At 73.1% G+C, this 22,041-nt stretch carries 19 protein-coding genes; 10 read left to right on the top strand and 9 right to left on the bottom strand.

What is annotated here, in order from left to right:
* The first annotated feature begins 128 nt into the window (after nucleotides 1-128).
* Nucleotides 129-692, top strand: a complete 564-nt coding sequence (locus AB0N81_RS03875) for a sigma-70 family RNA polymerase sigma factor (RefSeq protein ID WP_365355370.1) — start codon at nucleotides 129-131, stop codon at nucleotides 690-692.
* Complete coding sequence (locus AB0N81_RS03870; protein ID WP_365355369.1) at nucleotides 689-2,002, top strand: zf-HC2 domain-containing protein; 1,314 nt, start codon at nucleotides 689-691, stop codon at nucleotides 2,000-2,002. The genes AB0N81_RS03875 and AB0N81_RS03870 overlap by 4 nt, the downstream gene beginning before the upstream one ends.
* Before the next feature lie 34 nt (nucleotides 2,003-2,036).
* On the opposite strand, the gene purU is transcribed toward AB0N81_RS03870, so the two are convergent.
* Together purU and AB0N81_RS03860 are read right to left on the bottom strand one after the other, a co-directional pair.
* A complete protein-coding gene (purU, locus tag AB0N81_RS03865; RefSeq protein WP_365355367.1) occupies nucleotides 2,037-2,918 on the bottom strand; it encodes a formyltetrahydrofolate deformylase in 882 nt (293 codons plus the stop codon).
* A 46-nt stretch (nucleotides 2,919-2,964) separates the two neighbouring features.
* Nucleotides 2,965-3,465, bottom strand: coding sequence for a hypothetical protein (locus tag AB0N81_RS03860; RefSeq protein ID WP_365355366.1), 501 nt, complete (start codon nucleotides 3,463-3,465; stop codon nucleotides 2,965-2,967).
* Between the two features lie 118 nt (nucleotides 3,466-3,583).
* On the opposite strand from AB0N81_RS03860, the gene AB0N81_RS03855 reads away from it, so the two are divergent.
* A complete protein-coding gene (locus AB0N81_RS03855; RefSeq protein ID WP_365355365.1) occupies nucleotides 3,584-4,858 on the top strand; it encodes an ABC transporter substrate-binding protein in 1,275 nt (424 codons plus the stop codon).
* A gap of 28 nt (nucleotides 4,859-4,886) precedes the next feature.
* On the opposite strand, the gene AB0N81_RS03850 is transcribed toward AB0N81_RS03855, so the two are convergent.
* Both AB0N81_RS03850 and AB0N81_RS03845 read right to left on the bottom strand, forming a co-directional pair.
* Complete coding sequence (locus AB0N81_RS03850) at nucleotides 4,887-7,556, bottom strand: hypothetical protein (RefSeq protein ID WP_365355364.1); 2,670 nt, start codon at nucleotides 7,554-7,556, stop codon at nucleotides 4,887-4,889.
* A gap of 158 nt (nucleotides 7,557-7,714) precedes the next feature.
* A complete protein-coding gene (locus AB0N81_RS03845; RefSeq protein WP_365355363.1) occupies nucleotides 7,715-9,103 on the bottom strand; it encodes a transcriptional regulator in 1,389 nt (462 codons plus the stop codon).
* Between the two features lie 368 nt (nucleotides 9,104-9,471).
* On the opposite strand from AB0N81_RS03845, the gene AB0N81_RS03840 reads away from it, so the two are divergent.
* From AB0N81_RS03840 to AB0N81_RS03825, 4 genes are all read left to right on the top strand, one after another.
* Nucleotides 9,472-10,131 carry a bifunctional DNA primase/polymerase gene (locus tag AB0N81_RS03840; protein ID WP_365355361.1) on the top strand — a complete coding sequence of 220 codons (660 nt, stop codon included), beginning with the start codon at nucleotides 9,472-9,474 and terminating at the stop codon, nucleotides 10,129-10,131.
* A 72-nt stretch (nucleotides 10,132-10,203) separates the two neighbouring features.
* Complete coding sequence (locus AB0N81_RS03835) at nucleotides 10,204-10,980, top strand: ABC transporter ATP-binding protein (protein WP_365355360.1); 777 nt, start codon at nucleotides 10,204-10,206, stop codon at nucleotides 10,978-10,980.
* Entirely contained in the window at nucleotides 10,977-12,587 is a 1,611-nt protein-coding gene (locus AB0N81_RS03830) for a transporter (RefSeq protein WP_365355359.1), read from the top strand. The genes AB0N81_RS03835 and AB0N81_RS03830 overlap by 4 nt, the downstream gene beginning before the upstream one ends.
* A 391-nt stretch (nucleotides 12,588-12,978) precedes the next feature.
* Complete coding sequence (locus tag AB0N81_RS03825; RefSeq protein WP_365355357.1) at nucleotides 12,979-14,355, top strand: PAS domain-containing protein; 1,377 nt, start codon at nucleotides 12,979-12,981, stop codon at nucleotides 14,353-14,355.
* Nucleotides 14,356-14,387: 32 nt separating this feature from the next.
* Here the strand turns inward: AB0N81_RS03825 and AB0N81_RS03820 are convergent, their stop codons facing one another.
* The 4 genes from AB0N81_RS03820 to AB0N81_RS03805 are packed head-to-tail and all read right to left on the bottom strand — an operon-like array spanning nucleotide 14,388 to nucleotide 17,942.
* Complete coding sequence (locus AB0N81_RS03820) at nucleotides 14,388-15,614, bottom strand: ABC transporter permease (RefSeq protein WP_365355355.1); 1,227 nt, start codon at nucleotides 15,612-15,614, stop codon at nucleotides 14,388-14,390.
* On the bottom strand, nucleotides 15,611-16,366 hold the full coding sequence (locus AB0N81_RS03815; protein ID WP_365355353.1) for an ABC transporter ATP-binding protein: 756 nt from the start codon (nucleotides 16,364-16,366) through the stop codon (nucleotides 15,611-15,613). The genes AB0N81_RS03820 and AB0N81_RS03815 overlap by 4 nt, the downstream gene beginning before the upstream one ends.
* Nucleotides 16,363-17,433, bottom strand: coding sequence for a peptidoglycan-binding protein (locus AB0N81_RS03810; RefSeq protein ID WP_365355351.1), 1,071 nt, complete (start codon nucleotides 17,431-17,433; stop codon nucleotides 16,363-16,365). The genes AB0N81_RS03815 and AB0N81_RS03810 overlap by 4 nt, the downstream gene beginning before the upstream one ends.
* On the bottom strand, nucleotides 17,430-17,942 hold the full coding sequence (locus tag AB0N81_RS03805) for a hypothetical protein (RefSeq protein WP_365355350.1): 513 nt from the start codon (nucleotides 17,940-17,942) through the stop codon (nucleotides 17,430-17,432). The genes AB0N81_RS03810 and AB0N81_RS03805 overlap by 4 nt, the downstream gene beginning before the upstream one ends.
* A 121-nt stretch (nucleotides 17,943-18,063) precedes the next feature.
* Here AB0N81_RS03805 and AB0N81_RS03800 point away from each other — a divergent pair, with 121 nt between their 5' ends.
* Together AB0N81_RS03800 and AB0N81_RS03795 are read left to right on the top strand one after the other, a co-directional pair.
* Nucleotides 18,064-18,732 (top strand): response regulator transcription factor, encoded by a 669-nt coding sequence (locus AB0N81_RS03800; RefSeq protein WP_365355348.1) that lies wholly within the window; start codon nucleotides 18,064-18,066, stop codon nucleotides 18,730-18,732.
* Nucleotides 18,729-19,955 (top strand): ATP-binding protein, encoded by a 1,227-nt coding sequence (locus AB0N81_RS03795; RefSeq protein WP_365355347.1) that lies wholly within the window; start codon nucleotides 18,729-18,731, stop codon nucleotides 19,953-19,955. The genes AB0N81_RS03800 and AB0N81_RS03795 overlap by 4 nt, the downstream gene beginning before the upstream one ends.
* On the opposite strand, the gene AB0N81_RS03790 is transcribed toward AB0N81_RS03795, so the two are convergent.
* Complete coding sequence (locus tag AB0N81_RS03790) at nucleotides 19,943-20,707, bottom strand: SIS domain-containing protein (RefSeq protein WP_365355346.1); 765 nt, start codon at nucleotides 20,705-20,707, stop codon at nucleotides 19,943-19,945. The genes AB0N81_RS03795 and AB0N81_RS03790 overlap by 13 nt on opposite strands.
* 150 nt (nucleotides 20,708-20,857) lie before the next feature.
* Between AB0N81_RS03790 and AB0N81_RS03785 the strand changes: the two genes are divergently transcribed.
* Nucleotides 20,858-21,550: a metal-dependent transcriptional regulator gene (locus tag AB0N81_RS03785; protein ID WP_365355345.1), complete on the top strand. Its 693-nt coding sequence runs from the start codon at nucleotides 20,858-20,860 to the stop codon at nucleotides 21,548-21,550.
* The last annotated feature ends 491 nt before the right edge of the window (nucleotides 21,551-22,041 follow it).

Raw genomic sequence — 22,041 nt, 5'->3', positions numbered from 1 at the left:
GCTTTGCCGCAATCAAGAGTGCTCTGTCAGCGGTGCCGACTACATTCGAGGGAGCGACAGCACCAGGAGCAGGCAACTCGAAGTACCGTTCGAGTAGGCAGTACAGGGCAAGCGCACGAGGGGGCCGCATGCCGAAGGACGCGCCGCGGCGCTGGGACCGCCGGATGCAACAGCGGCTCGCGCACGGAGAAGCCGCCGCGCTCGGAGAGCTCTACGACCGCTTCGCCTCGCTCGTGCACGGCCTCGCGCACCGCGTCCTCGGCGACGTGGCCGCCGCCGACCGCATCACCCGCGAAGTCTTCAGCCACGTCTGGGAGAACCCCGACGCCTACGACCCCCGGCAGGGCCCGCTGCGCTCCTGGATCGCCACGCTCGCCCACCAGCAGGCCGTCCGCAGGCTCCGCCAGACCGAGTCCGCCGCCCTCGCCCTCGGCGGCGAGGGCACCACGGAGGACCTGGAGCGCAAGGTCCGCCGCGCCTCCGCCGCGGCCCGCGCGGATTACATCGTCACGGCCATGCCCACCCCGCTGCGGGCCGCCCTGGAGCTCGCGTACTTCCAGCGCCGCGACTACCGCCAGACGGCCGCCGACCTCGGCGTCACCGAGGACGAGGCCCGCCGCAGACTCCGCCTCGGCCTGCAGCTCCTCTCCACGGCCAACGACACCAAGCCCGGCCCCGGGGCGGCGCTGTGACCGGCGCCGACAGCCCCGAGCCGCACGACGGCGCGCACGACGGCCCGCACCGGGAGGCAGGCCACCCGGACGACACCGCGCCGCGCATACCGCTGCCGCGCTCCTCCGTGGAGGACACCGGACACCCCCTGCCCGACCCTCCGGCGCCCGCGCCGCTCGTCCTGGAGCACCGCGTCCTGAAGTCCCTGCTCGGCGCCTGGGCGCTCGCCGCCTGCTCCGCGGAGGAGGCCACCGCCGTCGAGGAGCACCTGGGCGACTGCGGCCCCTGCGCGGAAGAGGCCCTGCGGCTGCGCGACGCCGTCGGCCTGCTGCACCCCGAGGAGAGCCTCGACCTCGACCCGGGGCTGCGCACCCGCGTCCTGGAGAGCTGCCTCGGCCGCCGCCCGCCCCGCATCCCCGTGCCCGAGTGGGCCGTGCCCTACGACGCGGAGACCGCCCGCCTCGACGCCCTCCTCCAGGACATCGGCGACGCGGAGTGGCACGCGCCGGTGCGGCTCCGCTGGTTCGAGGAGGACGGCCCGGTCAGCAGGAAGACCACCGTGGCCGGGGTCATCGCGCATCTCCTCGCGGTCGACGGCATGGTCGGGCTCGCCCTCGGCCTCGACGACCCGCTCGGCCCCGGTGCCGGTGCACCGCCGGACCCGACCCACCGCACCGAGGCGTACTGGCGCGCCTCGTACTTCCCGCCCACACGCGCGGTCCGCGCCCCCTGGCGCGACCAGACGCACGAGCTGATCCGGACGGTGTCGTTCGCGGGCGGCGGCTCGGGCCGGCTCCCGGTGCCGTACGGCACGGTGGCTGCCCCTGCGGGAGGCGGCGGCGGTCCCGGGGCCGGGCAGACGGTCGAGCTGCCGCTGCGGGACTCGATGCTGGACCGCGCCTTCGAGTGCTGGATCCACGCGGGAGACATCGCCGACGCCGTCGACTATCCGTACGCGCCGCCCGCGCCCCGGCACCTCCACCGCATGATCGACCTCGCCGCCCGGCTCCTCCCCGGCACGCTCGCCGAGCGCCGCCGCTCCGGGCTCGCGACCCCGCCCCGCGCTCTGGTCGCGGCCGGGTCGCCGGGCCGCAGCCTGCGCCTGGAGATCGAGGGGCTCGGCGGCGGCGAGTGGCTCATCCCGCTCGACTCCCCCGCGGCGGCCGCGTCACGGGAGCACGAGGTGGCCCATGTGGCGCTGGACGGCGTCGAGTTCTGCCGGCTGGCCGCAGGGCACGTCTCACCGGAGGAGGCGGCCGCGGGCCAGGACGGCGACCGCGAGGCGATCCGCGACGTACTGTTCGCGGCCGCCTCGCTGAGCCGGATGTAGCGGGAAAACCGGATGTAGCGGGAAAAGAGGAAAGCTAGGCGAAGACGACCGTGCGGCGGCCGTTCAGCAGAATCCTGCGCTCGGCGTGCCACTTCACGGCCCGCGCCAGCGCCTGGCACTCCACGTCGCGGCCGACGGCGACGAGCTGGTCCGGGGTGACGTCGTGGCCGACGCGCTCGACCTCCTGCTCGATGATCGGCCCCTCGTCGAGGTCGGCCGTCACGTAGTGCGCGGTCGCGCCGATCAGCTTCACGCCGCGGGCGTGCGCCTGGTGGTACGGCTTCGCGCCCTTGAAGCTCGGCAGGAAGGAGTGGTGGATGTTGATGATCCGCCCGCTGAGCTCCTTGCACAGGTCGTCCGAGAGCACCTGCATGTAGCGGGCGAGGACGACCAGCTCCACGTTCTCCGCGCGCACGATCTCGAGGAGCCGCGCCTCGGCCTGCGGCTTGGTGTCCCTGGTCACCGGGATGTGGTGGAAGGGGATGCCGTACGAGGCGACGAGCTCGGCGAAGTCCGTGTGGTTGGAGACGACCGCGGCGATGTCCACGGGCAGCGCGCCGATCCGGGAGCGGAACAGCAGGTCGTTGAGGCAGTGGCCGAACTTCGACACGAGCAGGACGACCCGCATCCTGTCCTCGGCGCGGTGGATCTGCCAGTCCATGTGGAAGGAGTCGCCGATCGCGGCGAAGCTCGCCCGCAGCTTGTCGACGGTCACCGGGGCCTCCGCCGAGAAGTGCACGCGCATGAAGAACAGTCCGGTGTCGTGGTCGCCGAACTGCTGGCTGTCCTCGATGTTGCAGCCGGTCATGAAGAGGTAGCTCGACACGGCGTGCACGATGCCCTGCTTGTCGGGGCAGGAGAGGGTCAGGACGTACTGCTCAGCGGGGGCGGCGGGGGCGGTGGACTGCTCGTTCATGCGGCCAAGGTTCCCACAGCGGAGACCGCCGACGGCAATCGTCCCGTCAGGCGGACCGTGTCAGGATTCGCAGCACCTCGAGTGTCTGCGGCGGTTCGTCCGGGTCCTCGCCGTCTCCGGCGGCCAGCCGCACGTGCGCGTCGCGCGCGGCGCGGACCGCCTCGGGCCACCCGGGGTGTTCCAGGTAGACGGAGACCATCGCGTCGGGCCCGACCTCGTGCATGATCCGCAGGACCCGCAGTACGGCCGTGTCGACGAGGGCCGCCTCCTGCGGGTCGCGGAAGATCGTGCCCACGTACTTCTCCGCGGACCAGTTGTCCAGCCACGTGTCCTCGACGAGCCGGTAGACGGCGTCGGTCACGTCCCCGTACTCGTCACGCCCCGCGAGCCAGCACTCCCGCTGGAAGTCCGGGTCGGAGAGCATGTGCAGCGCCGAGCGCACGTTGCTGCGCCAGCGCCACCACGGCATGTCGTTGGTCGGCATGCCACCCATGGTGCTGGAGCGACGGCCGCGACGGGAAGACTTCTCCGAACCTTGCACGGTCATGGATCGTACGTTCCCACGCTGTGCACGCGAACCGGACCCCGCCCGTTCACCTTCATGTCACTGTCCGTTGAGAACGAGTCACTCCCAGGTTGGCCGCGTAGCGGAATCGTGCAGGGACATGACCGGCTGGCGACGCACCTTCCTCCCCCGCCCCTCCCGAACCGCAGCACTCTCGGCGGCCGCCGTGGCGGCGTGTACGTCGCTGATAGCCGGTTGCGGGGTCATCCCTGGAACCACGGGGGGTTCCGGGGACGACCCCGTCACCGTCATGACGTGGGCCCCCGAGAAGACGAAGGCCACCAACAAACCCGGCGTGCCCGCCATGGCGCAGGCCTACGCTCGCTGGGTCAACGCCCACGGCGGCCTCGGCGGCCGCGAGCTGAAGGTCCTCACCTGCAACGACCACAACGACTCGGTGGGCGCCGCCGAGTGCGCGCGTGAGGCGGTCGACAACGACGTGGTCGCGGTCGTCGGCGCGTACAGCCAGCACGGCCGCTCCTTCCTCGGCCCGCTCGAAGTCGCCGGCATCCCCTACATCGGCGGCTACGGCATCACCGACGACGAGTTCAGCAGCCCGCTCTCCTATCCCGTGAACGGCGGCGAACCGGCACTCCTCGCGGGCAACGGCCGGCAGCTCGCCGCCCGCTGCGAACGCGTCTCCCTCGTCCGCCCCGACACCCTCGCCGGCGACGAGCTGCCCAAGCTCCTCAACCAGGGCCTCGCCGACGGCCACCACAAGCCCGTCTCGGACATCCGCGCCCCCGAGGACGGCACCGACCTCACTCCGCAGGCCGAGCGCGCCCTGAAGGACGCGGGCGCCTCCGACGGCTGTGTGACCGCCGCGCTCGGCGCGCGCACGGACACCTTCTACGACTCGTTCCGGCGCACCAAGGACGACTATCCGCCCGTACGGATCTCCTCGGTGCTCGGCAGCGTCGACCAGTCCCTCATCGACCGCACCGGCGGCGCGAACGGCCCCTACGAAGGGGCGTACGTCACCGGCTGGTACCCGGCGGCGGGCGACGCCCGGTGGGACCCGATGCGGGACGTCATCCGCGAGCAGGCGTTCGGCGACAACCGGGTGGACCCGGCGGACGCGGGCGTCCAGACGACGTGGATCGCGTACACCGTCCTGAAGCAGGCCGTCGAGTCGCTCGACGGCGGCGAGGTGTCGTCCCGCACGCTGCGCCGCGCCCTCGACGGCGGTCTGCGGGTCGGGACGGGCGGCCTCACGCCGCCGCTGAGCTGGCGCTTCGAGGACCTGCTCGCGGCGAGTGAGTTCCCGCGCCTGATCAACTCGGACGTCACGTTCCAGGTGGTGCGGGACGGACGGCTCGTCCCGGCGCGCGAGGGCTTCGTGAACGTCGAGAAGACGCTGGAGCAGACGGCGTAGTACGTACTGCTCCGCGGGCCCCGGCCCGTCAGAGCTGGGTCTTGACGCGCTCGGTCAGGCCGTACTTGCGGGCGATCGCGTTCCAGTGGTTGGCGGCCTGCTCCTTGGCGGTCGTCGCCGCGCCGCTCTGCTTGTTGCCCGCCGCGGTCTGCGAGGTGTTGCGGGCGTGGCCCTTCCTGCACCCCTTCTTGCCCGCGACCTGGTCCGCCCACGCGGCGTAGTGGTTGTCCGCCGCGGCGGACGCCTTCCACGCCTTGTTGAGGGAGGCCGTCAGCTGGTCGTTGGCCGGGAGCTTGTCGACCTTCAGGGCGGCGAGCCGGGTGACGAGTCCGTTGCGCTGTTTGGCCGCGCCGCGCAGGTCCTTCGCCGACTGGCTGAGGTTCTGGCACTTCCCCACGTTGCGTACGGCGGCGATGACCGTGTCACGGCTGTTGTTGCTGTCGGCGAGCAGCTTGTCCAGGGCGACGGCCTGGTCCTTGGCGGGGTCGGCGGTCGGTGAGGGCCGCTCGTCGGGTTCGGCGGAGGCGGAGACGGGCTTGCCGTCGTCGCTCTTCTCGTCGTCCCCGCCACCGGAGCTGAGCAGTGCGCCCGCGCCGACGCCGAGCAGGGCGATGCCGACTCCGACGGCGGCGATCAGCGGCACCTTCGATCCGGTGCGGTTGCGACGACCGCCGCCACCGCCGCCGTGACCGCTGCCCGCGGGCTCGGGGACGGGCGCGGGGCCCGGCGTCTCGACGCGGGGCATCTGCTGCGTGGAAGCGGGGCCCTCGGATTCCGGCTCGGTGCGGAAGAGGCTGTCGAACTCGGCGGGCGGCTGCCGGTCTCCGGGGGCGCCGGGCCGGATGCCGTAGGGGGCGGCGGACGGCTCGGGCGGTGCGCTCTGCCCTGCGGGGGCGGGGCCGTCTGCCGGAACCGGCGCGATGAACTGGGTGGGGGCGTTGTCGGACGCGGGCGCGTTCGCGCGGCCCAGGAACTGCGTGGCGTCGGCGGCGGGAGCCTCGGGCGGCAGGGCACCGGGTCCCACCGGGGGTATGTACTGCGTGGCCCCCTCGTCCGCCACGGGGGCGATGTACTGCGTCGCCTCACTGTCGGAGGGCGCACCCGGCGCGGCGACGGGCGGCAGCGGCATGCTCTGCGGGGCCGGGGCCGGGGCCGGGGCGGCGGGAGGCAGCGGCTGAGCGGTCTGCGGCGCGGCGTGCGCGCCGCGTCTCGGCTGGGCGGACGCCTGCGACTGCGGGCCGGCGTGGCCGCCGTGGGCCGACTGGCCAGAGCCGTGCGGCTGCGGGGCGGCGTGGGCGCCGTGGGCCGGCTGTGAGGCGGAGGGCATCGGCTGCGCGGGCTGCCCGCCCTGAGAGGGCTGTCCCGGCTGCGACGGCGCGGCGTGGGCGCCGTGCGCCTGCTGCGCCCCGTGCGCGCCCTGCCCCGGCGCGCCACCGTACGAGGGCCCACCCTGAGGCTGCCCGCCCTGCCCTTGCTGGGCGGCGTACCCGGACTGGGGGGAGCCTTGCCCATGCTGGGGGTAGCCGTAGCCGGGCTGCTGGGGGTCCTGGTCCTGCTGGGGGTTGCCGTGGCCGGGCTGCGGGGCGCCCGGGCCCTGCTGCGGGTAGCCATATCCGGGCTGCTGGGGGCCTTGGTCCTGCTGGGGGTCGCCGTGGCCGGGCTGCGGGGCGCCCGGGCCCTGCTGCGGGTAGCCGTAACCGGGTGCCTGGGGACCCTGACCCTGCTGGGGGTAGCCGTGGCCGGGCTGCTGGGGACCATGCCCCTGCTGGGGGTTGCCATACCCGGGCTGCGGAGAGCTTTGCCCCTGCTGCGAGGCACCCTGGCCCTGCTCCGGGTTGCCGTACCCAGGCTGCTGAGCCCCCTGCCCCTGCTGCGAGGCACCCTGGCCCTGCTGCGGGTTGCCGTACCCGGGCTGCTGAGCCCCCTGCCCCTGCTGGGGGGCGCCGTGCCCGAGCTGCTGGGAACCCTGCCCCTGCTGGGCGGCGTACCCGGGCTGCGGGGCGCCTTGCCCCTGCTGCGGGTTGCCGTAGCCGGGCTGCGGGGCGCCCTGGCCCTGCTGGGGGTTGCCGTAGCCGGGCTGCGGGGCGCCCTGCCCCTGCTGGGGGTTGCCATACCCGGGCTGCGGGGAGCTTTGCCCCTGCTGGGAGGCGCCCTGGCCCTGCTGCGGGTTGCCGTACTCGGACTGCGGAGCGCCCTGGCCCTGCTGCGGGTACCCGTAGCCCGGCTGCGGGGCACCCTGACCCGGCTGGGGATAGCCGTACCCAGGCTGCGGGGCACCCTGACCCTGCTGCGGGTACCCGTACCCGGGCTGCGGGGACGAGCCGTAGCCCGGCTGATGCTGAGCGTCATAGCCCGGCTGCTGCTGAGCGTCGTAGCCCGGCTGCGGGGAGCCGGGGCCCTGCTGGCGGCCCCCGTACGAGGCGTCGGGGTGGCCGGTGGGGTGGGTGTGGGCGTTGCCCTCCGGGGGGAGGGGCTGGGCGGGCGGGGGCCACTCCTGGTCCTGGGCGGGGGGTGGCGGGCCCGCGGCGTCGGGGCCCCAGGGCTGGTCCCAGGGGCTGCCGCCCGCCGGGGCGCTGTGCCGGCCCGCGGTACCGGGGAACAGCGGCTCGCTGCCGTCCGCGGGCAGCACTACGCCCTCGTGGGCGGGCCGCTGCTGCGGATCGGAAGAAGCAGCGCCCTGACCGCTCTGCTGCGTCACCGGTACTCCTACACCTGGGGGGACCTACGGAACCGTCGGGTCACGCTACCGGGTCGCCACATCCCTCTGCCACGCAGCTCAGAACGCCGCCCTCCGCCGGGCGTCGGCAGTAACAAAACCTCCCTCGCAGACGCTGTTCAGGGGCGCATCGCGCGTTCTCACGCCGCCTGGATGTCGACGCGCGCCCCGAACTCCCGTACCACCGGCTCCTCACGATAGGGCTCGAGCCGGTCCTGGAAGTCCTCCAGGTACTCCGCGCCGCGGTTCGACCGCAGCGTGCCGAGGAGTTCGACGGCCTTCAGGCCCGTGTGGCAGGCCTGTTCCACCTCGCGCCGCTGCACCTGCGCCGTGGCCAGCAGTACGAGGCCGATCGCGCGCCGCCGGGCCCGCGTCTCCGGGTGCCCGTCCAGGGACTCCTGGGCGCTGCGCGCCGCCGCGTCGGCCTGGCCCAAGTCCCGGTGACAATGCGCCATTTCATCGGCCAGATACGCATGGTCGAAGTGTCGGATCCAGACCGGATCGTCGCCGGAGTCGGCCGTGCCGGACGCGCGGTCCATCGCCTCGACCGCCCGCCCCGCCACGACCTGCGTGGCCCGCGCGTCACCGAGGAGCGCGTGCCCGCGCGCCTCGGCCGCGTAGAACATCGCCTCCGCGCGGGGTGTGACCCTTCCGCGCGTCCCCTCCTGTGCGGCCCGCGCCAACTGTGCGATCTCGCGCGGGTTTCCGAGCTGGGCGGCGAGGTGACTCATCGACGCCGCCAGCACGTACCCTCCGTACCCCCGGTCGCCCGCCGCCTGGGCCAGGCGGAGCGCCTGGATGTAGTAGCGCTGGGCGAGACCCGGCTGGCCCGTGTCGACGGCCATGTACCCGGCGAGTTCGGTCAACCGGGCGACCGCGGCGAACAGTTCGCGTCCGACCGCCTCCCGGTAGGAACCCGCGAGCAGTCCGGAGACCACGGAGTTGAGGTAGTGCACGACGACCGGCCGCACGTGACCGCTGCCGAACTGGTGGTCCAGCTGGGTCAGCGCCTCCGTCATCGCCTTGACGGCCGCCACGTCCGCCATGCCGACGCGCGGCCCGGCGGCCCGTCCGACCTGCGAGTCGGGCGACGAGATCAGCCAGTCGCGGCTGGGTTCGACGAGCGCGGACGCGGCCACGGACGACCCGGAGAGGAAGTCCCTGCGGCCCACGTCGCTGCGCCACAGCTCGCAGACCTGCTCGATGGCGCCGAGGACGGTCGGCGAGAACTGCAGTCCCACGCCCGAGGCGAGGTTCTTGCCGTTCGCCATGCCGATCTCGTCGATGGTGACGGTGCGGCCCAGCTTGCGGCCGAGTGCCTCCGCGATGATGCCGGGTGCCCGGCCGCGCGGCTGCTGTCCGCGCAGCCAGCGGGCCACCGACGTCTTGTCGTAGCGGAGGTCGAGACCGTGTTCCGCACCGCACATGTTGACCCTGCGGGCCAGTCCGGCGTTGGAGCAGCCGGCTTCCTGGATGAGCGCCTGCAGCCTTTCATTGGGCTGTCGCGCGACGAGCGGCCTGGCGGCCATGGCGTACCCCCTGTGTGCACCGTGGACCATCGGAACGGACGGCCGTCGTGGGCCGCCTCGGGATGATCAATGCCCTTGAGGCAGGGCTAAGATGCGCCACAAAAGAAGCAATAGAAGCCATTAAGAACTATAAATGCCTATCTGTAAGGCTGTATGGCTTCCGCACGGGCCCTTGTACGGACCTGTCGGTCCCGGGCTTCCTCCGAGGCGTTCTCTGACTGCCCGTGACGTGGCTACCCGCACCCGGGAGCCAATCCCCATGCGCGCCCCCACCCATGCACCCATGCGCCCCACTCGCAGGATCGATGCTCCTCCCCCGCCCTCGCGTGCGCCCGTAACCCCGGGTGGCACCGGGAGTTGAGAACTGCGTGGAAGAGACCATCGGAGTCACGTCAGCCGCGCAGATCCCGAAGCAGCGCGGAGAAGCCTTGCTGGACACGGCCGTGCGGTACGCGGAGGAGCGTCACTGGGACGTGTTCCCCGGGACCTGGCTCGAGTCCGTCGAAGGGGTCGAGCAGTGCTCGTGCGGGGACTCCCCGTGCGACGCGCCCGGCGCACACCCCGCCCGGGAGGACTGGGCGACCCAGGCCACCGGCAGCGCGACGGCCGCCCGACGGCTCTGGCAGAAGCAGCCCAAGGCGTCGATCCTGCTCCCCACGGGGCGCACGTTCGACGCGATCGACGTGCCCGAGACCGCCGGCTTCCTCGCCCTCGCCCGCATGGAGCGCATGGAGCTCACCCTCGGCCCCGTGACCTGCACGCCGGACCGCCGCATGCAGTTCTTCGTGCTGCCCGGCGCCACGGCCAAGGTCCCCGACCTCGTCCGCAAGCTGGGCTGGCCGCCGGCCGCCATCGACCTCGTCCCGCTCGGCGAGGGCACCTACGTCGCCGCTCCCCCGACCCGCTTCGGCTCCTCCGGCGCGGTCCAGTGGGCGTGCCGCCCCACCGCCGCCAACCGCTGGCTGCCGGACGCCGAGGAGATCATCTCCCCGCTGGCGTACGCGTGCGGCAGGGAAGCGCGCCGCTGAGCGGCTGATCAACCCGGGGGGCCGCCGCCGTCGTATCGTGCGGGCACGGCGGAAGCGGCGAAGGGCGGCACGGTGACCGATGCGGCGGCGGTACGGATCCAGGGGCTCTGGAAGCGGTTCGGCGAACAGGTCGCGGTGGCCGGGATCGATCTGAACCTCCCCGCGGGCAAGTTCATCGGTCTGGTCGGCCCCAACGGCGCGGGGAAGACCACCACCCTCTCCATGGCCACCGGCCTCCTCAGGCCGGACCACGGCACCGTCGAGGTCGTCGGGCACGACGTGTGGCGCGACCCCGTCGAGGTCAAGGCCCGCATCGGCGTGCTCCCCGAGGGGCTGCGCCTCTTCGAGCGGCTCTCGGGGCGCGAACTCCTCGCGTACACCGGAAGGCTGCGCGGCCTGCCCGGGGCCGAGGTCGACAAGCGGGCCACCCAGCTCCTCGACGTGCTCGACCTCGCGGGCGCCCAGCACAAACTGGTCGTCGACTACTCGACCGGCATGCGCAAGAAGATCGCCCTCGCCGCGGCGCTCCTCCACAACCCCGAAGTCCTCTTCCTCGACGAGCCGTTCGAGGGAGTCGACCCCGTCTCCGCCCAGACCATCCGGGGCGTCCTGGAGCGCTACACCGCCTCCGGCGCCACCGTCGTCTTCTCCTCGCACGTCATGGAACTCGTCGAGTCGCTCTGCGACTGGGTCGCCGTCATGGCCGCGGGCCGCATCCGCGCACACGGCACCCTCGCGGAGGTGCGGGGCGCGGCGCCGTCGCTGCAGCAGGCGTTCCTCGAACTCGTCGGCGCGAACGGCCGCGACGCGGGCTCAGACCTGGACTGGCTGGGCGGCGGTCTCCGATGAGCGCGGCGGACACCACCGCGCCCCCGGCGATCACCCCCGTCTTCGTACGGCTCAAGCTGTCCCTCCTGCGCAACGGCCTGCGCCAGTCGGCGGGCCGCCGCGCCGCCTACATCGCGTCCGTCGCCGTCTCGCTCCTCTTCGCCGCGCTCCAGCTCCTCGGCCTCGTCGCGCTGCGCGGCAACACGCACGCCGCCACCGTCTGCGTCCTGCTCGTCGGCGTGCTCGCCCTCGGCTGGGCCGTCATGCCGCTCTTCTTCCCCAGCGGCGACGAGACGCTCGACCCGACGCGCCTGGTGATGCTGCCGTTGCGGCCCCGCCCGCTCGTGCGGGCGCTGCTCGTCGCCTCTCTCGTCGGCATCGGGCCGCTGTTCACGCTCTGCCTCGCGGCCGGTGCGGCGGTCGCGCTCGCCCACGGCGCGGCGGCGGCCGTCACCGGTGTCCTCGCGGTCGCCCTCACCCTCCTCGTCTGCGTGGCGCTGGCCCGCGCGGTCGCCGCCGCCAACATCCGCCTTCTCACCAGCCGCAAGGGACGCGACCTCGCGGTCCTCAGCGGCCTCGTCATCGCGGTCGGCGCGCAGGTCGTCAACTTCGGCGCGCAGAAGCTCGGTTCGTCCGGCCTCGGCACGCTCGACCCGGCGGCCGACGTCGTGCGCTGGATTCCGCCGGCCGCGGCGCTCGGCGCGGTCGACTCGGTGAGCGGGGGCGCGTACGCGACGGCGGCGGCCCAACTGGCCCTGACCACCGGCGCGCTGCTGGCCCTGCTCGCCCTCTGGGAGCGCAGCCTCACCCGCCTGATGACGGCGCCGGACGGCTCCACGCTCGCCGCGGCGGAGCCGGACAAGGGCACATCCCGTGCCTCGGGCGTCCTCGGCGGGCTCCTCCCCGCGGGCCGCACCGGCACCGTCATGGAACGCAGCCTGCGCTACGTGTGGCGTGACCCGAAGACCAAGGCGGCCTGGGTGACGTCCCTCGCCATCGGTCTGATCGTGCCGCTCTTCAACGCTCTGCAGGGCACCGGCTCCGTCTACTTCGCGTGCTTCGCGGCGGGGATGCTCGGCATCCTCATGTACAACCAGTTCGGCCAGGACACGTCGGCGTTCTGGATGGTGGCGATGACGATCTCCTCGACGCGCGACGCGTACGTGGAACTGCGCGGCCGGGCCCTCGCGCTGCTGCTCATCACCCTGCCGTACGCCGCGCTTGTCACCGTCCTCACCACCGCGATGCTCGGCGACTGGCCGGCCCTGCCCGAGGTCCTCGGCCTCTCCTGCGCCCTGCTCGGCGCGATGCTGGCCACGGGCGCGTGGTCCTCGGCCCGCTTCCCGTACTCGATCCCGCAGGAGGGGTACAAGAACGTCGCCCCCGGCCAGGCGGGACTCGCGTGGATCTCCATCTTCGGCGGCATGGTCGCGGCGGCCCTGCTGTGCGCCCCCGTCCTGGCCCTCACGATCTGGCTGCACGCCTCGGGCGCGTCCTCCTGGACGTGGGTCCTGCTGCCCCTGGGCGCGGCCTACGGCGCGGTGGTCACGGAGCTGGGCACGCGGCTGGCCGCCCCGCGTCTCGCGCGGCGCCTGCCGGAGATCCTCACGGCGGTCAGCAAGGGCTGAACACCCGTGCGGACGCAGACGACCCGCGAGCCGTGGTTCCTGCCGCCTGGGCGGAGGAAGCCGGCCGGACGTACCGGCGGCTCGCGGGTCGGGTGACTGCTTGGGAATAGGGCCGGCTGCGCACATCGCATGCGCTGGTCCGGCGCCGAATTCGAGTTGCGACGTCGGGCCGCTAGCCCGCAGTCACCTCACGCGTCCGGTTTCGATACATCTGCCGAACCACCTCCCTTCTCGTGTGCACGCCACCCTAGAAACCGTCCCGTGCGCCGCACAACCGAATTTCCGCGCACGATTTTCTGTCCGACTTCCGGGAACTTCCTGTGGGGTGCGTCACGTTCCAGTTGAATGATCTGACATGCGGTACAGGCAGACGGCCTGTAGGGGGTGCCACGTGAGTGCTTCGCGGCAGAGCGGAACCACTGACGAACTGGGTCCTGAAGAGCCCGAGCCCGGCGGAGCCGAGTTGCTCGCGGCACTGCTCGACGGGATGGACGCGGCGCTGTGCGCGTTCGACGCCGACGGTGTGGTGACGCACTGGAACCGCGAGGCCGAGCGCATCCTCGGCTGGACGGCGGCGGAGGCCGTCGGGCGGCGCGGGTTCGCGGGGTGGGCCGTGCGGGCCGCCGACGCCGGGGCCGTCGAGGAGCGGCTGCTGTCCGCGATGGACGCGCCGGGCCGGCAGGTGCACGAGTTCGCGCTGGTGACCAAGGACGGCGGTCGGGTGCTGGTGCGGATGCAGTCCGCGTCCGTGCGGGCCGGGAGCGGGAAGCCCTCCGGGGTGTACTGCGCCTTCAGCGAGGTGCACGCGCAGATCGACCTGGAGCGGTCCATCGCCCTCAGCGAGGCCCTCTTCGAGAGCGCCTCGTGGGGCGTGGTGCTTGTCGACGCGGACCTGCGGCCCGCCGTCGTGAACGAACACGCGGCCCGCGCCTTCGGGGTGGGCCCCGCCGCCGTGCTCGGGCGGCCGCTCGCCGATCTGCTCGGGCAGGGCGTCGAGGAGCTGGAGAGCGCGCTGACCCATGTGCTGGCCGAGGGGACGCCGCCCGCCCCCGCCGAGCTGTGGGTGTCGGTGCGGTCCGGGGCCGGGCGGGAGGACGGGGGTGAGCGGCGGTGCTGGCGCAGCGGCTTCCTGCGGCTGGCCTCGCCGCTCGCGGAGGAGCCCGTGCCGCTCGGTGTCGGCTGGCTCTTCATGGACGTCACGGAGGCCAGGCAGGCCGAGCAGGAGGCCGCGCAGCTGCGGTTCCGCTCGCAGCAGCTGCACCGGGCGGCGCGGGCCACCGCGGAGTGCGAGGACCCGACGGAGGCGGCCACGGTCCAGTTGGACTTCGCCCTCGCCGGGTTCGCCGACCACGCCCTGGTGGACCTGACGGCCGGCGAGGACCCGGTGCGGCTGGTGCGGGTCGCGGCGACGCCCGCGGGGCCGCCGGGCCCCTGTCTGCCGGTCGCCACCGCGGGCATCCCCGTCCGCTACCCCGAGGGGCACCCCGCTCCCCAGTGCGTGGAGCGCACCGGGTCGGTGCGGGCCGACGCGGGCGCGGCGGCCTCTCCGGAACAGGCGCGCGAGTGGGCGTCGACCCGCCAGTGGCCCGAGGACACGGTGCACGCCCTGTGCGCGGTGCTCCGCAGCCGGGGCCGCACGCTGGGCGTGTTGACGTTCCTCCGGGGCCCTGGCCGAGGCCAGTTCGACCGCGGCGACGCGACGTACGCGGAGAGCGTCGCGTCACGGGTGGCGGCCTCCCTGGACCTGGCCCGGTCCCTGGACCCCTGAGAGCCTGTGCCATGACCCCGGCCGGGCGCTCGTCACGCCGCGTGCAGCGCCAGGGTCGGGGAGAGGCGGGCCGCCCGGACCGCCGGGTACAGGCCCGCCACCGTGCCGATGGCCAGGGTCGCCAGGAAGCCGCCCGCCATCGCCCAGGGCGGGACCACCCACGGCAGGCCGCCGGAGACCGCGTACGCCGCCGTCGCCGCGGCGCCGAGCGCGACCCCCGCCGCCCCGCCGAGGCCCGACAGCATCAGGGACTCCGTCACGAACTGGACGCGGATCTGGCCGCGGGTCGCGCCCAGGGAGCGGCGCAGGCCGATCTCGTAGCGCCGCTCCAGGACCGAGATGATCATGGTGTTGGCGACGCCGACCCCGCCCACGAGCAGAGCGATCCCGCCGAGGCCGAGCAGCAGCGTGGAGAACGCGCCCTCCGTCGCCGCCTTCGCCCTGAGCGCCGACGACGGGTCGGTGACCTGGACGTTGCGCGGGTTCTCCGGGTCGATGGACGGGGCGAGCAGCTTGCGGACGGTGGAGACGGAGGCGTCGGTGGAGCGTTCGTACACCGATGTCGGATGCCCGTCGAAGCCGAGGAGCTTCCTCGACGCGTCCCAGCCGGTCAGCGCCGACCGCTCGACGTCGGGTGCGAGCGGCAGGGCGTCGAGGATGCCGATGACGGTGAAGTACCGGTCGTCGATCCAGACCTGCTGCCCGGGTGACGTGATGCCGAGGCGATCGGCCGCCACGTGGCCGAGGACCACGGACGGGTAGCGGCTGTTCGCGGCGTTGAACCAGCTGCCGTGCGCCATGCGTCCGCGCAGCACCTTCAGCAGCCCCTCGGTGGACGCCTTCACGGAGATGCCGCCCGTCTCGTCCTCCGGGATCTTCTCGCTGCGCCGCACGGACCGTTCGAGGTCACCGGTCGCGCCGACGTCCTCGACTCCCTGCACACGCCCCACCCGCCCGGCGGCGTCGCGCGGCAGCTTCACCTCCTCGCCGGAGAACATCGGCTCGCCGGGCGACGCCACCAGCATGTTCGTGCCGAGCGCGTCGAGTTCCCGCATGAGCTGGGCCTTGCTGGAGGACGAGATGCCGACCACCGCGACCATCGTCGCGATGCCGATGGCGATGCCGAGCGCGGACAGGACGACCCGTACGGGCCGGCTGCGCAGGCCCGCGGAGCCGACGTGCAGGACGTCGCGGGGGCCGAGCCTGGCCGCCCTGAGCGCGGCCCCGCGGCGCGTCTTCGTACGCTTCCCGCTTCTCACGCCGCGACCTCCGCCCCGCACGTGTCCGCGACGACCCGGCCGTCCCTGATCCGCACCTGCCGCGGCAGGCGTTCGGCGAGCTCCGTGTCGTGGGTGATGACGGCGATGGTGGCGCCCTCCGCGTTGAGGTCGTGCAGCAGGGCCATGACGGTCTCGCCGGATTCGGAGTCGAGCGCGCCGGTGGGTTCGTCGGCGAGGAGCAGGTCGGGTTCGCCGACGACGGCGCGGGCGATGGCGACGCGCTGTTTCTGACCGCCGGAGAGTTCGTGCGGCCGGTGCTTCATGCGGTCGGCGAGGCCCACGCGTTCCAGGGCGTACGCGGCCCTGCGGCGGCGTTCGCCGCGCGAGAGGCCGGAGTACAGCAGGCCCTCGGCGACGTTGTCGCGGGCGCTGATGCCCGGGACGAGGTGGAACGCCTGGAAGACGAAGCCGATGTGCCGGGCGCGCAGCGCGGAGAGGCTGCGGTCGGTGAGCGCGGCGACGTCGTGCCCCGCGATGGCGACGGAGCCCGCGGTGGGCCTGTCGAGGGTGCCGACGATGTGCAGGAGGGTGGACTTGCCGGAACCGGAGGGGCCGACGATGGCGAGGAGTTCACCGGAGGCGACGGTCAGGTCGACGCCGCGCAGGGCGGCGACCCCGCCGGGGTACTCCTTGGTGACGCCCGCCAGTTCGACGACGGTGGACGGTGGTGCGGGCGGCGGTTCGGACGACGGTGTGGACAGCGGTGCGGACGGCGGTCGGGGCTCGCTCATGCCTTCGGCACCCCGATCTTCGCGCCCTCCCGCAGCCCGCCGCCGCTCACCTCGACCCTGCCCTGCCCGAACATGCCGAGCTCGACCTCGACATCCCGCGTGCGGCCGCCCTCGACGACCTGGACGCCGAAGCCGCCGCCGGGCAGCGCGAGGAGCGCGTTGACGGGGACGGAGAGGACGTTCTCGCGGGTCTCGCCGGTGAGGTTCACGGTGACCGGCGACTGGTCGAAGCCGCCGACCTTGCCGGGGTCGTCGAAGGTGACGGTGACGGGGATCTTGGGGGTCTTGTCGTCGGGGTCGTCGCCGGGCTCGGCGGTCCTGCCGACGGAGGCGACCTTGCCGTGCACCGTGGTGCCGTCCGGGAGCGTCACGGTGACCTTGGTGCCCTTCTTCGCCGAACTCCCTTCCGCCACGTCGAGCCGGACGCGTACGACACGCTGGGAGCCGGTCGTCGAGAGCACCGGCTTGCCCGGGGCGACCTGGTCACCGACGGTCGATCCGGTGGACTTCACGCGGACCGCGGACGGCTGGAAGGCGATCTGGTCGGGTCCGACCCGGCCGGTCTGCTTGCGGTCGTGGGCCTTCTGCCACTGCTTGACGGCGGCGGCGGTGCCGTCGGTGTACGTGGTGTCGACGGCGAGCCCGTTCCCGTACCCGAGCGCCACGAGGTTCTCCTCCAGCTGGCGCACGTCGTCGCCCTTGTCGCCCGGCTTCAGCGTGCGGTACATGGGTTCGGTGCCGTACATGAGGCGGACGGGCGTGCCGTCGACCTCGTAGAGCCGCTCGTCGCGGCCGACGGTGGAGCCTGCCCCCGCGGACCAGGTGAGCGTGCCCGCCGCACCCGCGTTGACCTTGCGTTCCTTGGCGTAGCCGAGGGTGCCGTCGACCTGGGTGCCGCTGCTGAGGTCGCCCCGTTCGACGGACGCGGTGGCCGGCGGCAGGGCCGCGTCACGGTGGGCGGAATCCTGCTTGCCGCCCGTCTCGGCGAGGGCTGTGACGGCTATGCCGCCGCCGGTGACGGCGAGCAGGGCGACGACGGTGGCGACGACGGCGGTGCGGCGCCTCATCCGACGATGCCCTTGCACGCCCCGGCGGCCTTCTCCATCTTCTTGGCCTCGGCGCCCTTGGGCATGGGCTGGGCCTGCATCGCGCCGCCGTCGAACTTCGGGTCGGGCATGTCGAACCCGTTCTTGCGCATGCACTGGGCGTACTCGAGCATCTTGTCCTTGTCGGCCTGTGAGATGCCGCCGCCCTTGGAGCCGCCGCCCATGCCGCACTTCTTCATGGCGGCCTCCATCTTCTCCTTGCTCATGTCGCCGCCGATGGTGATGCCGCGGCTGTCCTGGCCGGACTTGGGCTCGGGCACCTTCAGGCCCTGCTTGCGCAGGCACTCGCGCTCCTTGAACGCCTTGTCCGCGTCGGCGCCCTTGCCGCCGTCGGCGCTGTCCGACGAGCCGGACCCGGAGTCCGGGCCGGAGCCTGTGCCGTTCGAGCAGGCCCCGGCGAACAGGGCGAGTGCGGCGCAGGCCGACGCGACGGCCACTGAGCGGGTGCGGGTCCTACGGACGGTCCTCATTCGGCTTCCCCTTCACATGTGGCGTGGGTGACGCGCACAGGCTGGCGGGGAGCGGGGTTTCGTTTCTCTCACCGGGGACGCTTACACCGGCGAAAGGTCACTCTCCGGTACACAGGGCGGCATGCGCGTACTGCTGGTGGAGGACGAGGAATTCCTGGCGGAGATGATCTCCGAAGGGCTGCGCCGCGACGCGCTCGCCGTCGACGTCGCGGCCGACGGGCTGACCGCACTGCGAAAACTGCAGCTCGGCGAGTACGACGTGCTGGTCCTCGACCGCGACCTGCCGGGCGTGCACGGCGACGAGGTGTGCCGCAGGGTCGTCGAGCAGCGCCTCCTGACCCGGGTCCTCATGCTGACCGCGTCGGGCACGGTGCGTGACCGCGTGGCGGGTCTCGGGCTCGGCGCGGACGACTATCTGACCAAGCCGTTCGCGTACGAGGAACTCCTCGCCCGGGTCCTCGCGCTCGGCCGCCGTGCGCGCCCCGCGCTGCCGCCGGTGATCGAGCGGGCCGGGCTCGTCCTGGACACCGCGCGCCGCCAGGCCGATCGGGACGGGCGTCATCTGGCGCTGTCCCGCAAGGAGTTCGCGGTCCTGGAGGCCCTGCTGCGCGCGGACGGCGCGGTGGTCAGCAACGAGGACCTGATCGAGCAGGTCTGGGAGGAGGACACCAGTTACCGCACCAACGCGGTCCGCGTCACCCTCTCCAAGCTCCGGGCGAAGCTGGGCGAGCCGCCGGTGGTGGAGACGGTGCCGGGGGCCGGGTACCGGATCGTGGGGCGGTCGCTGTGAAGGTGTCGGTCAGCAGCGAGCGGGCCCGGCTGACCGCCCTCTACGGAGGGCTGCTCGTGCTGGCCGGGGCGCTGCTGACCGGGCTCGTGTATCTGCTCGTGCAGCAGGGCCTGTACACGTCGATCAGTACGGCGGTGACCACGGCGGTGCCCCGCGGCTCTGTCCCGCCCTGGAACACCGTCCCGGTGCCCGCGGCCTCCGCGGTGCCCGCCCGGCGGGTGGAGGGCGTCCCGGTCGACCTCGACAAGGGCCTCGCCGTGACGAAGATCAGTGATCTCGCGGGCGAGGCCGCGCTCAACCGGCTCCTGACGGTCTCCGCGATCGTCCTCACCGTCTACGCCGTCCTGTCGATCGCCCTCGCGTGGTGGATGGCGGGCCGGGTGCTGCGCCCGGTGTCGGTGATCGCCGAGACCGCGCGTCGCCTCTCGGGGGCCAATCTGCACGAGCGGATCGCGCTGGACGCGCCGCGGGGCGAGCTGAAGCACCTCGCCGACACGTTCGACGAGATGCTGGACCGGATGGAGCGGCTCGTCGGCGCCCAGCAGCGGTTCGCGGCCGACGCGGCGCACGAGCTGCGCACGCCGCTGGCCGTGCAGCGGGCGGCCGCCGAGATCGGTCTCGCCGGGGAGCCCGACCGGGAACGGGTCGCGAAGATCCGTACGAAGCTCATCTCCGTGGCCGACGACAGCGAGCGCCTCATCGAGGGGCTGCTGCTGCTCGCCGCGTCGGAGCAGGGTCTGGAGCGGCGCGAGCCGGTCTCGGTGGACGTCCTCGCGCACGCGGTCGCTGACGGCCTCGCCGAGGAGGCGGCCGGGCGCGGCGTCGCCGTGTCGGTGCGGGCCGAGCCGCTGACGGTGACGGGTGACGGCGTGCTGCTCGACCGGCTGGTCCACAACCTGGTGGCGAACGCGGTGCGCTACAACGTCCCGGAGGGCCGGGTGAGCGTCCTGGTCGCCCGCGACGGCACGCTGGAGGTCGTCAACACGGGCCCGGAGGTGCCCGCGGACACCGTCCCGCACCTCTTCGAGCCCTTCCGGCGCCTGCACGAGCGCACCCACGCGCGGGGCGAGGGCGCGGGTCTCGGCCTGTCCATCGTGGCGGCGATCGCGCGGGCGCACGGGGCGGAGGTGACGGCCGAGGCGAACAGGACGGGCGGCGGCCTCACGGTGCGGGTGTGCTTCGAAGGGGACGCGCGGCCGGGCGCCGCGGCTCAGCGCCGGTAGAAGATCCGGTCGCCGTACTCCTGGAAGACGCGGCCGTTCCAGTCGTGGCCGCCGTCCACGTTCCCGGAGCGCAGGAGCGGCGGCTGGATGCCCCGCTCGGCGAGCTTCTCGACCGCCGCGGCGGTCATCGCCTGCATCAGCGCGTTGGCGACCACGCTGGAGGCGGGCCCGAACGGAGCATCGACCCCGTCGAGAGAGAGCTCCGCGTCGCCGACCCCGATCTTGGAGTCGATCACCACGTCGCAGTGGTCCTTCAGGAAGGTGCCGGAGACGTGCCGCGAGCGCGTCTCCGTCGCGTACGCCACCGAGGTCACGCCGATGACCTTCAGGCCCAGCGCGCGGGCGTTCATGGCCATCTCCACCGGCAGCGAGTTCCGCCCGGAGAGCGAGACGATCACGACCGCGTCACCGGGGCGGGCCGGCGAGGAGTCGAGGACGGCGCCGGCGAGGCCGTCGACCCGCTCCAGGGCGGAGCCCAGCGTGGCGGGCATGACGTCGACGCCGACGACGCCGGGGGCGGCGAGGAGGTTGATGAGGGCGAGGCCGCCCGCGCGGTAGACGACGTCCTGCGCGGCGAGGGAGGAGTGCCCGGCGCCGAAGGCGAAGAGACGTCCGCCGGACTCGACCGCGTCGGCGAGCAGCGTGCCGGCCTCGGCGACGTTCTCGGACTCCTCGTCGCGGACCCGCTGCAGCAGGCCGATCGCGGCGTCGAAATACTGACCTACCAGCTTGCTCTCGCTCTTCGAGCTCATTCGCATCACGTTGCGGTCTGGACCAGTGCCCTGTCAACACCGTCACAGGCCGGTACTGGGCGGGAATTCCACCGGCGCGGCACGGTTGTCAGTGGTATGCGTCAGAATTGAGGGCAGGGCCAGCGCACGAGCGAATTCTGAGGGGCACCCATGTCGGGGCTGATTGACACCACTGAGATGTATTTGCGCACCATCCTCGAGCTGGAGGAGGAAGGTGTGGTCCCCATGCGCGCCCGGATCGCCGAGCGGCTCGACCAGAGCGGACCGACGGTGAGCCAGACCGTGGCGCGCATGGAGCGCGACGGCCTGGTGGCGGTCGCCAGCGACCGGCACCTGGAGCTCACCGAGGAGGGCCGCCGCCTGGCCACCCGCGTGATGCGCAAGCACCGCCTGGCGGAGTGCCTGCTCGTCGACGTGATCGGGCTGGAGTGGGAGCAGGTGCACGCCGAGGCGTGCCGCTGGGAGCACGTGATGAGCGAGGCGGTGGAGCGCCGCGTCCTGGAGCTGCTGCGCCACCCCACCGAGTCTCCGTACGGCAACCCGATCCCGGGCCTGGAGGAGCTGGGCGAGAAGGACGGCGCGGACCCGTTCCTGGACGAGGGCATGGTCTCCCTGTCGGAGCTCGACCCGGGCGCCGAGGGCAAGACGGTCGTGGTGCGCCGCATCGGCGAGCCGATCCAGACGGACGCACAGCTGATGTACACACTGCGGCGGGCCGGTGTGCAGCCGGGCTCCGTGGTGAGCGTGACGGAGTCGGCGGGCGGCATTCTGGTGGGCAGCAGCGGCGAGGCCGCGGAGCTCACCGCGGAGATCGCGTCGCACGTCTTCGTCGCCAAGCGCTGAGGTCACGGACCCTTTCGCGGCACTGAGGTCAACTCGCGTTGCGCGAGAGGAAGTTGACGGGTCCTCACGATCTCCACGAGATCTTGCGGAATCCAAGATTCAGTGTGCGGAATCGCAGCGCCCACGCGTTTTGCGTGCGAGGCTGTCGCGAGAGGCATATGACCTGAGGGCTCTTGACCGTGTCGGCGCCAGGTCTGGCCGGTCGGCCGGAGAGGGGGCTGGAGGATGTGCCCGTCTGGTGAGGGCCCCGGCGCTGAAGAGCGCCGGGGCCTGTCCTCCCCTGTACTGACCCGGAGCCCCGAGCTCTCAGGGTCATTCCCCTCGGACCGTCATCCCCGAGCGGCCCGCCTCCCGATGGAGATCTCCCCTCGGCCACGCCGGTCAATCCTTGAGCGTGGTCACCCGAACGAGGGGTGTTATCGGCGAACCGGCCGCTTTCGAAAGGGAGTTCGATAGCGTGCGGGGGTGTGAGGCAGGGCCAGGCGTGAAAC

Source organism: Streptomyces sp. NPDC093510, from assembly GCF_040683555.1.
Classification (GTDB): domain Bacteria; phylum Actinomycetota; class Actinomycetes; order Streptomycetales; family Streptomycetaceae; genus Streptomyces.
Note: the sequence above shows the minus strand (reverse complement) of the source record. Positions and strands in the feature narration are given on the sequence as shown.

Bases quoted from the DNA above. Each gene is read 5' to 3' on its own strand.
- AB0N81_RS03875 (WP_365355370.1), top strand. From the start codon at position 129: ATGCCGAAGGACGCGCCGCGGCGCTGGGACCGCCGGATGCAACAGCGG.
- purU (WP_365355367.1), bottom strand. From the start codon at position 2,918: ATGAACGAGCAGTCCACCGCCCCCGCCGCCCCCGCTGAGCAGTACGTC.
- AB0N81_RS03860 (WP_365355366.1), bottom strand. From the start codon at position 3,465: ATGACCGTGCAAGGTTCGGAGAAGTCTTCCCGTCGCGGCCGTCGCTCC.
- AB0N81_RS03855 (WP_365355365.1), top strand. From the start codon at position 3,584: ATGACCGGCTGGCGACGCACCTTCCTCCCCCGCCCCTCCCGAACCGCA.
- AB0N81_RS03845 (WP_365355363.1), bottom strand. From the start codon at position 9,103: ATGGCCGCCAGGCCGCTCGTCGCGCGACAGCCCAATGAAAGGCTGCAG.
- AB0N81_RS03830 (WP_365355359.1), top strand. From the start codon at position 10,977: ATGAGCGCGGCGGACACCACCGCGCCCCCGGCGATCACCCCCGTCTTC.
- AB0N81_RS03815 (WP_365355353.1), bottom strand. From the start codon at position 16,366: ATGAGCGAGCCCCGACCGCCGTCCGCACCGCTGTCCACACCGTCGTCC.
- AB0N81_RS03810 (WP_365355351.1), bottom strand. From the start codon at position 17,433: ATGAGGCGCCGCACCGCCGTCGTCGCCACCGTCGTCGCCCTGCTCGCC.
- AB0N81_RS03805 (WP_365355350.1), bottom strand. From the start codon at position 17,942: ATGAGGACCGTCCGTAGGACCCGCACCCGCTCAGTGGCCGTCGCGTCG.
- AB0N81_RS03800 (WP_365355348.1), top strand. From the start codon at position 18,064: ATGCGCGTACTGCTGGTGGAGGACGAGGAATTCCTGGCGGAGATGATC.
- AB0N81_RS03790 (WP_365355346.1), bottom strand. From the start codon at position 20,707: ATGAGCTCGAAGAGCGAGAGCAAGCTGGTAGGTCAGTATTTCGACGCC.
- AB0N81_RS03785 (WP_365355345.1), top strand. From the start codon at position 20,858: ATGTCGGGGCTGATTGACACCACTGAGATGTATTTGCGCACCATCCTC.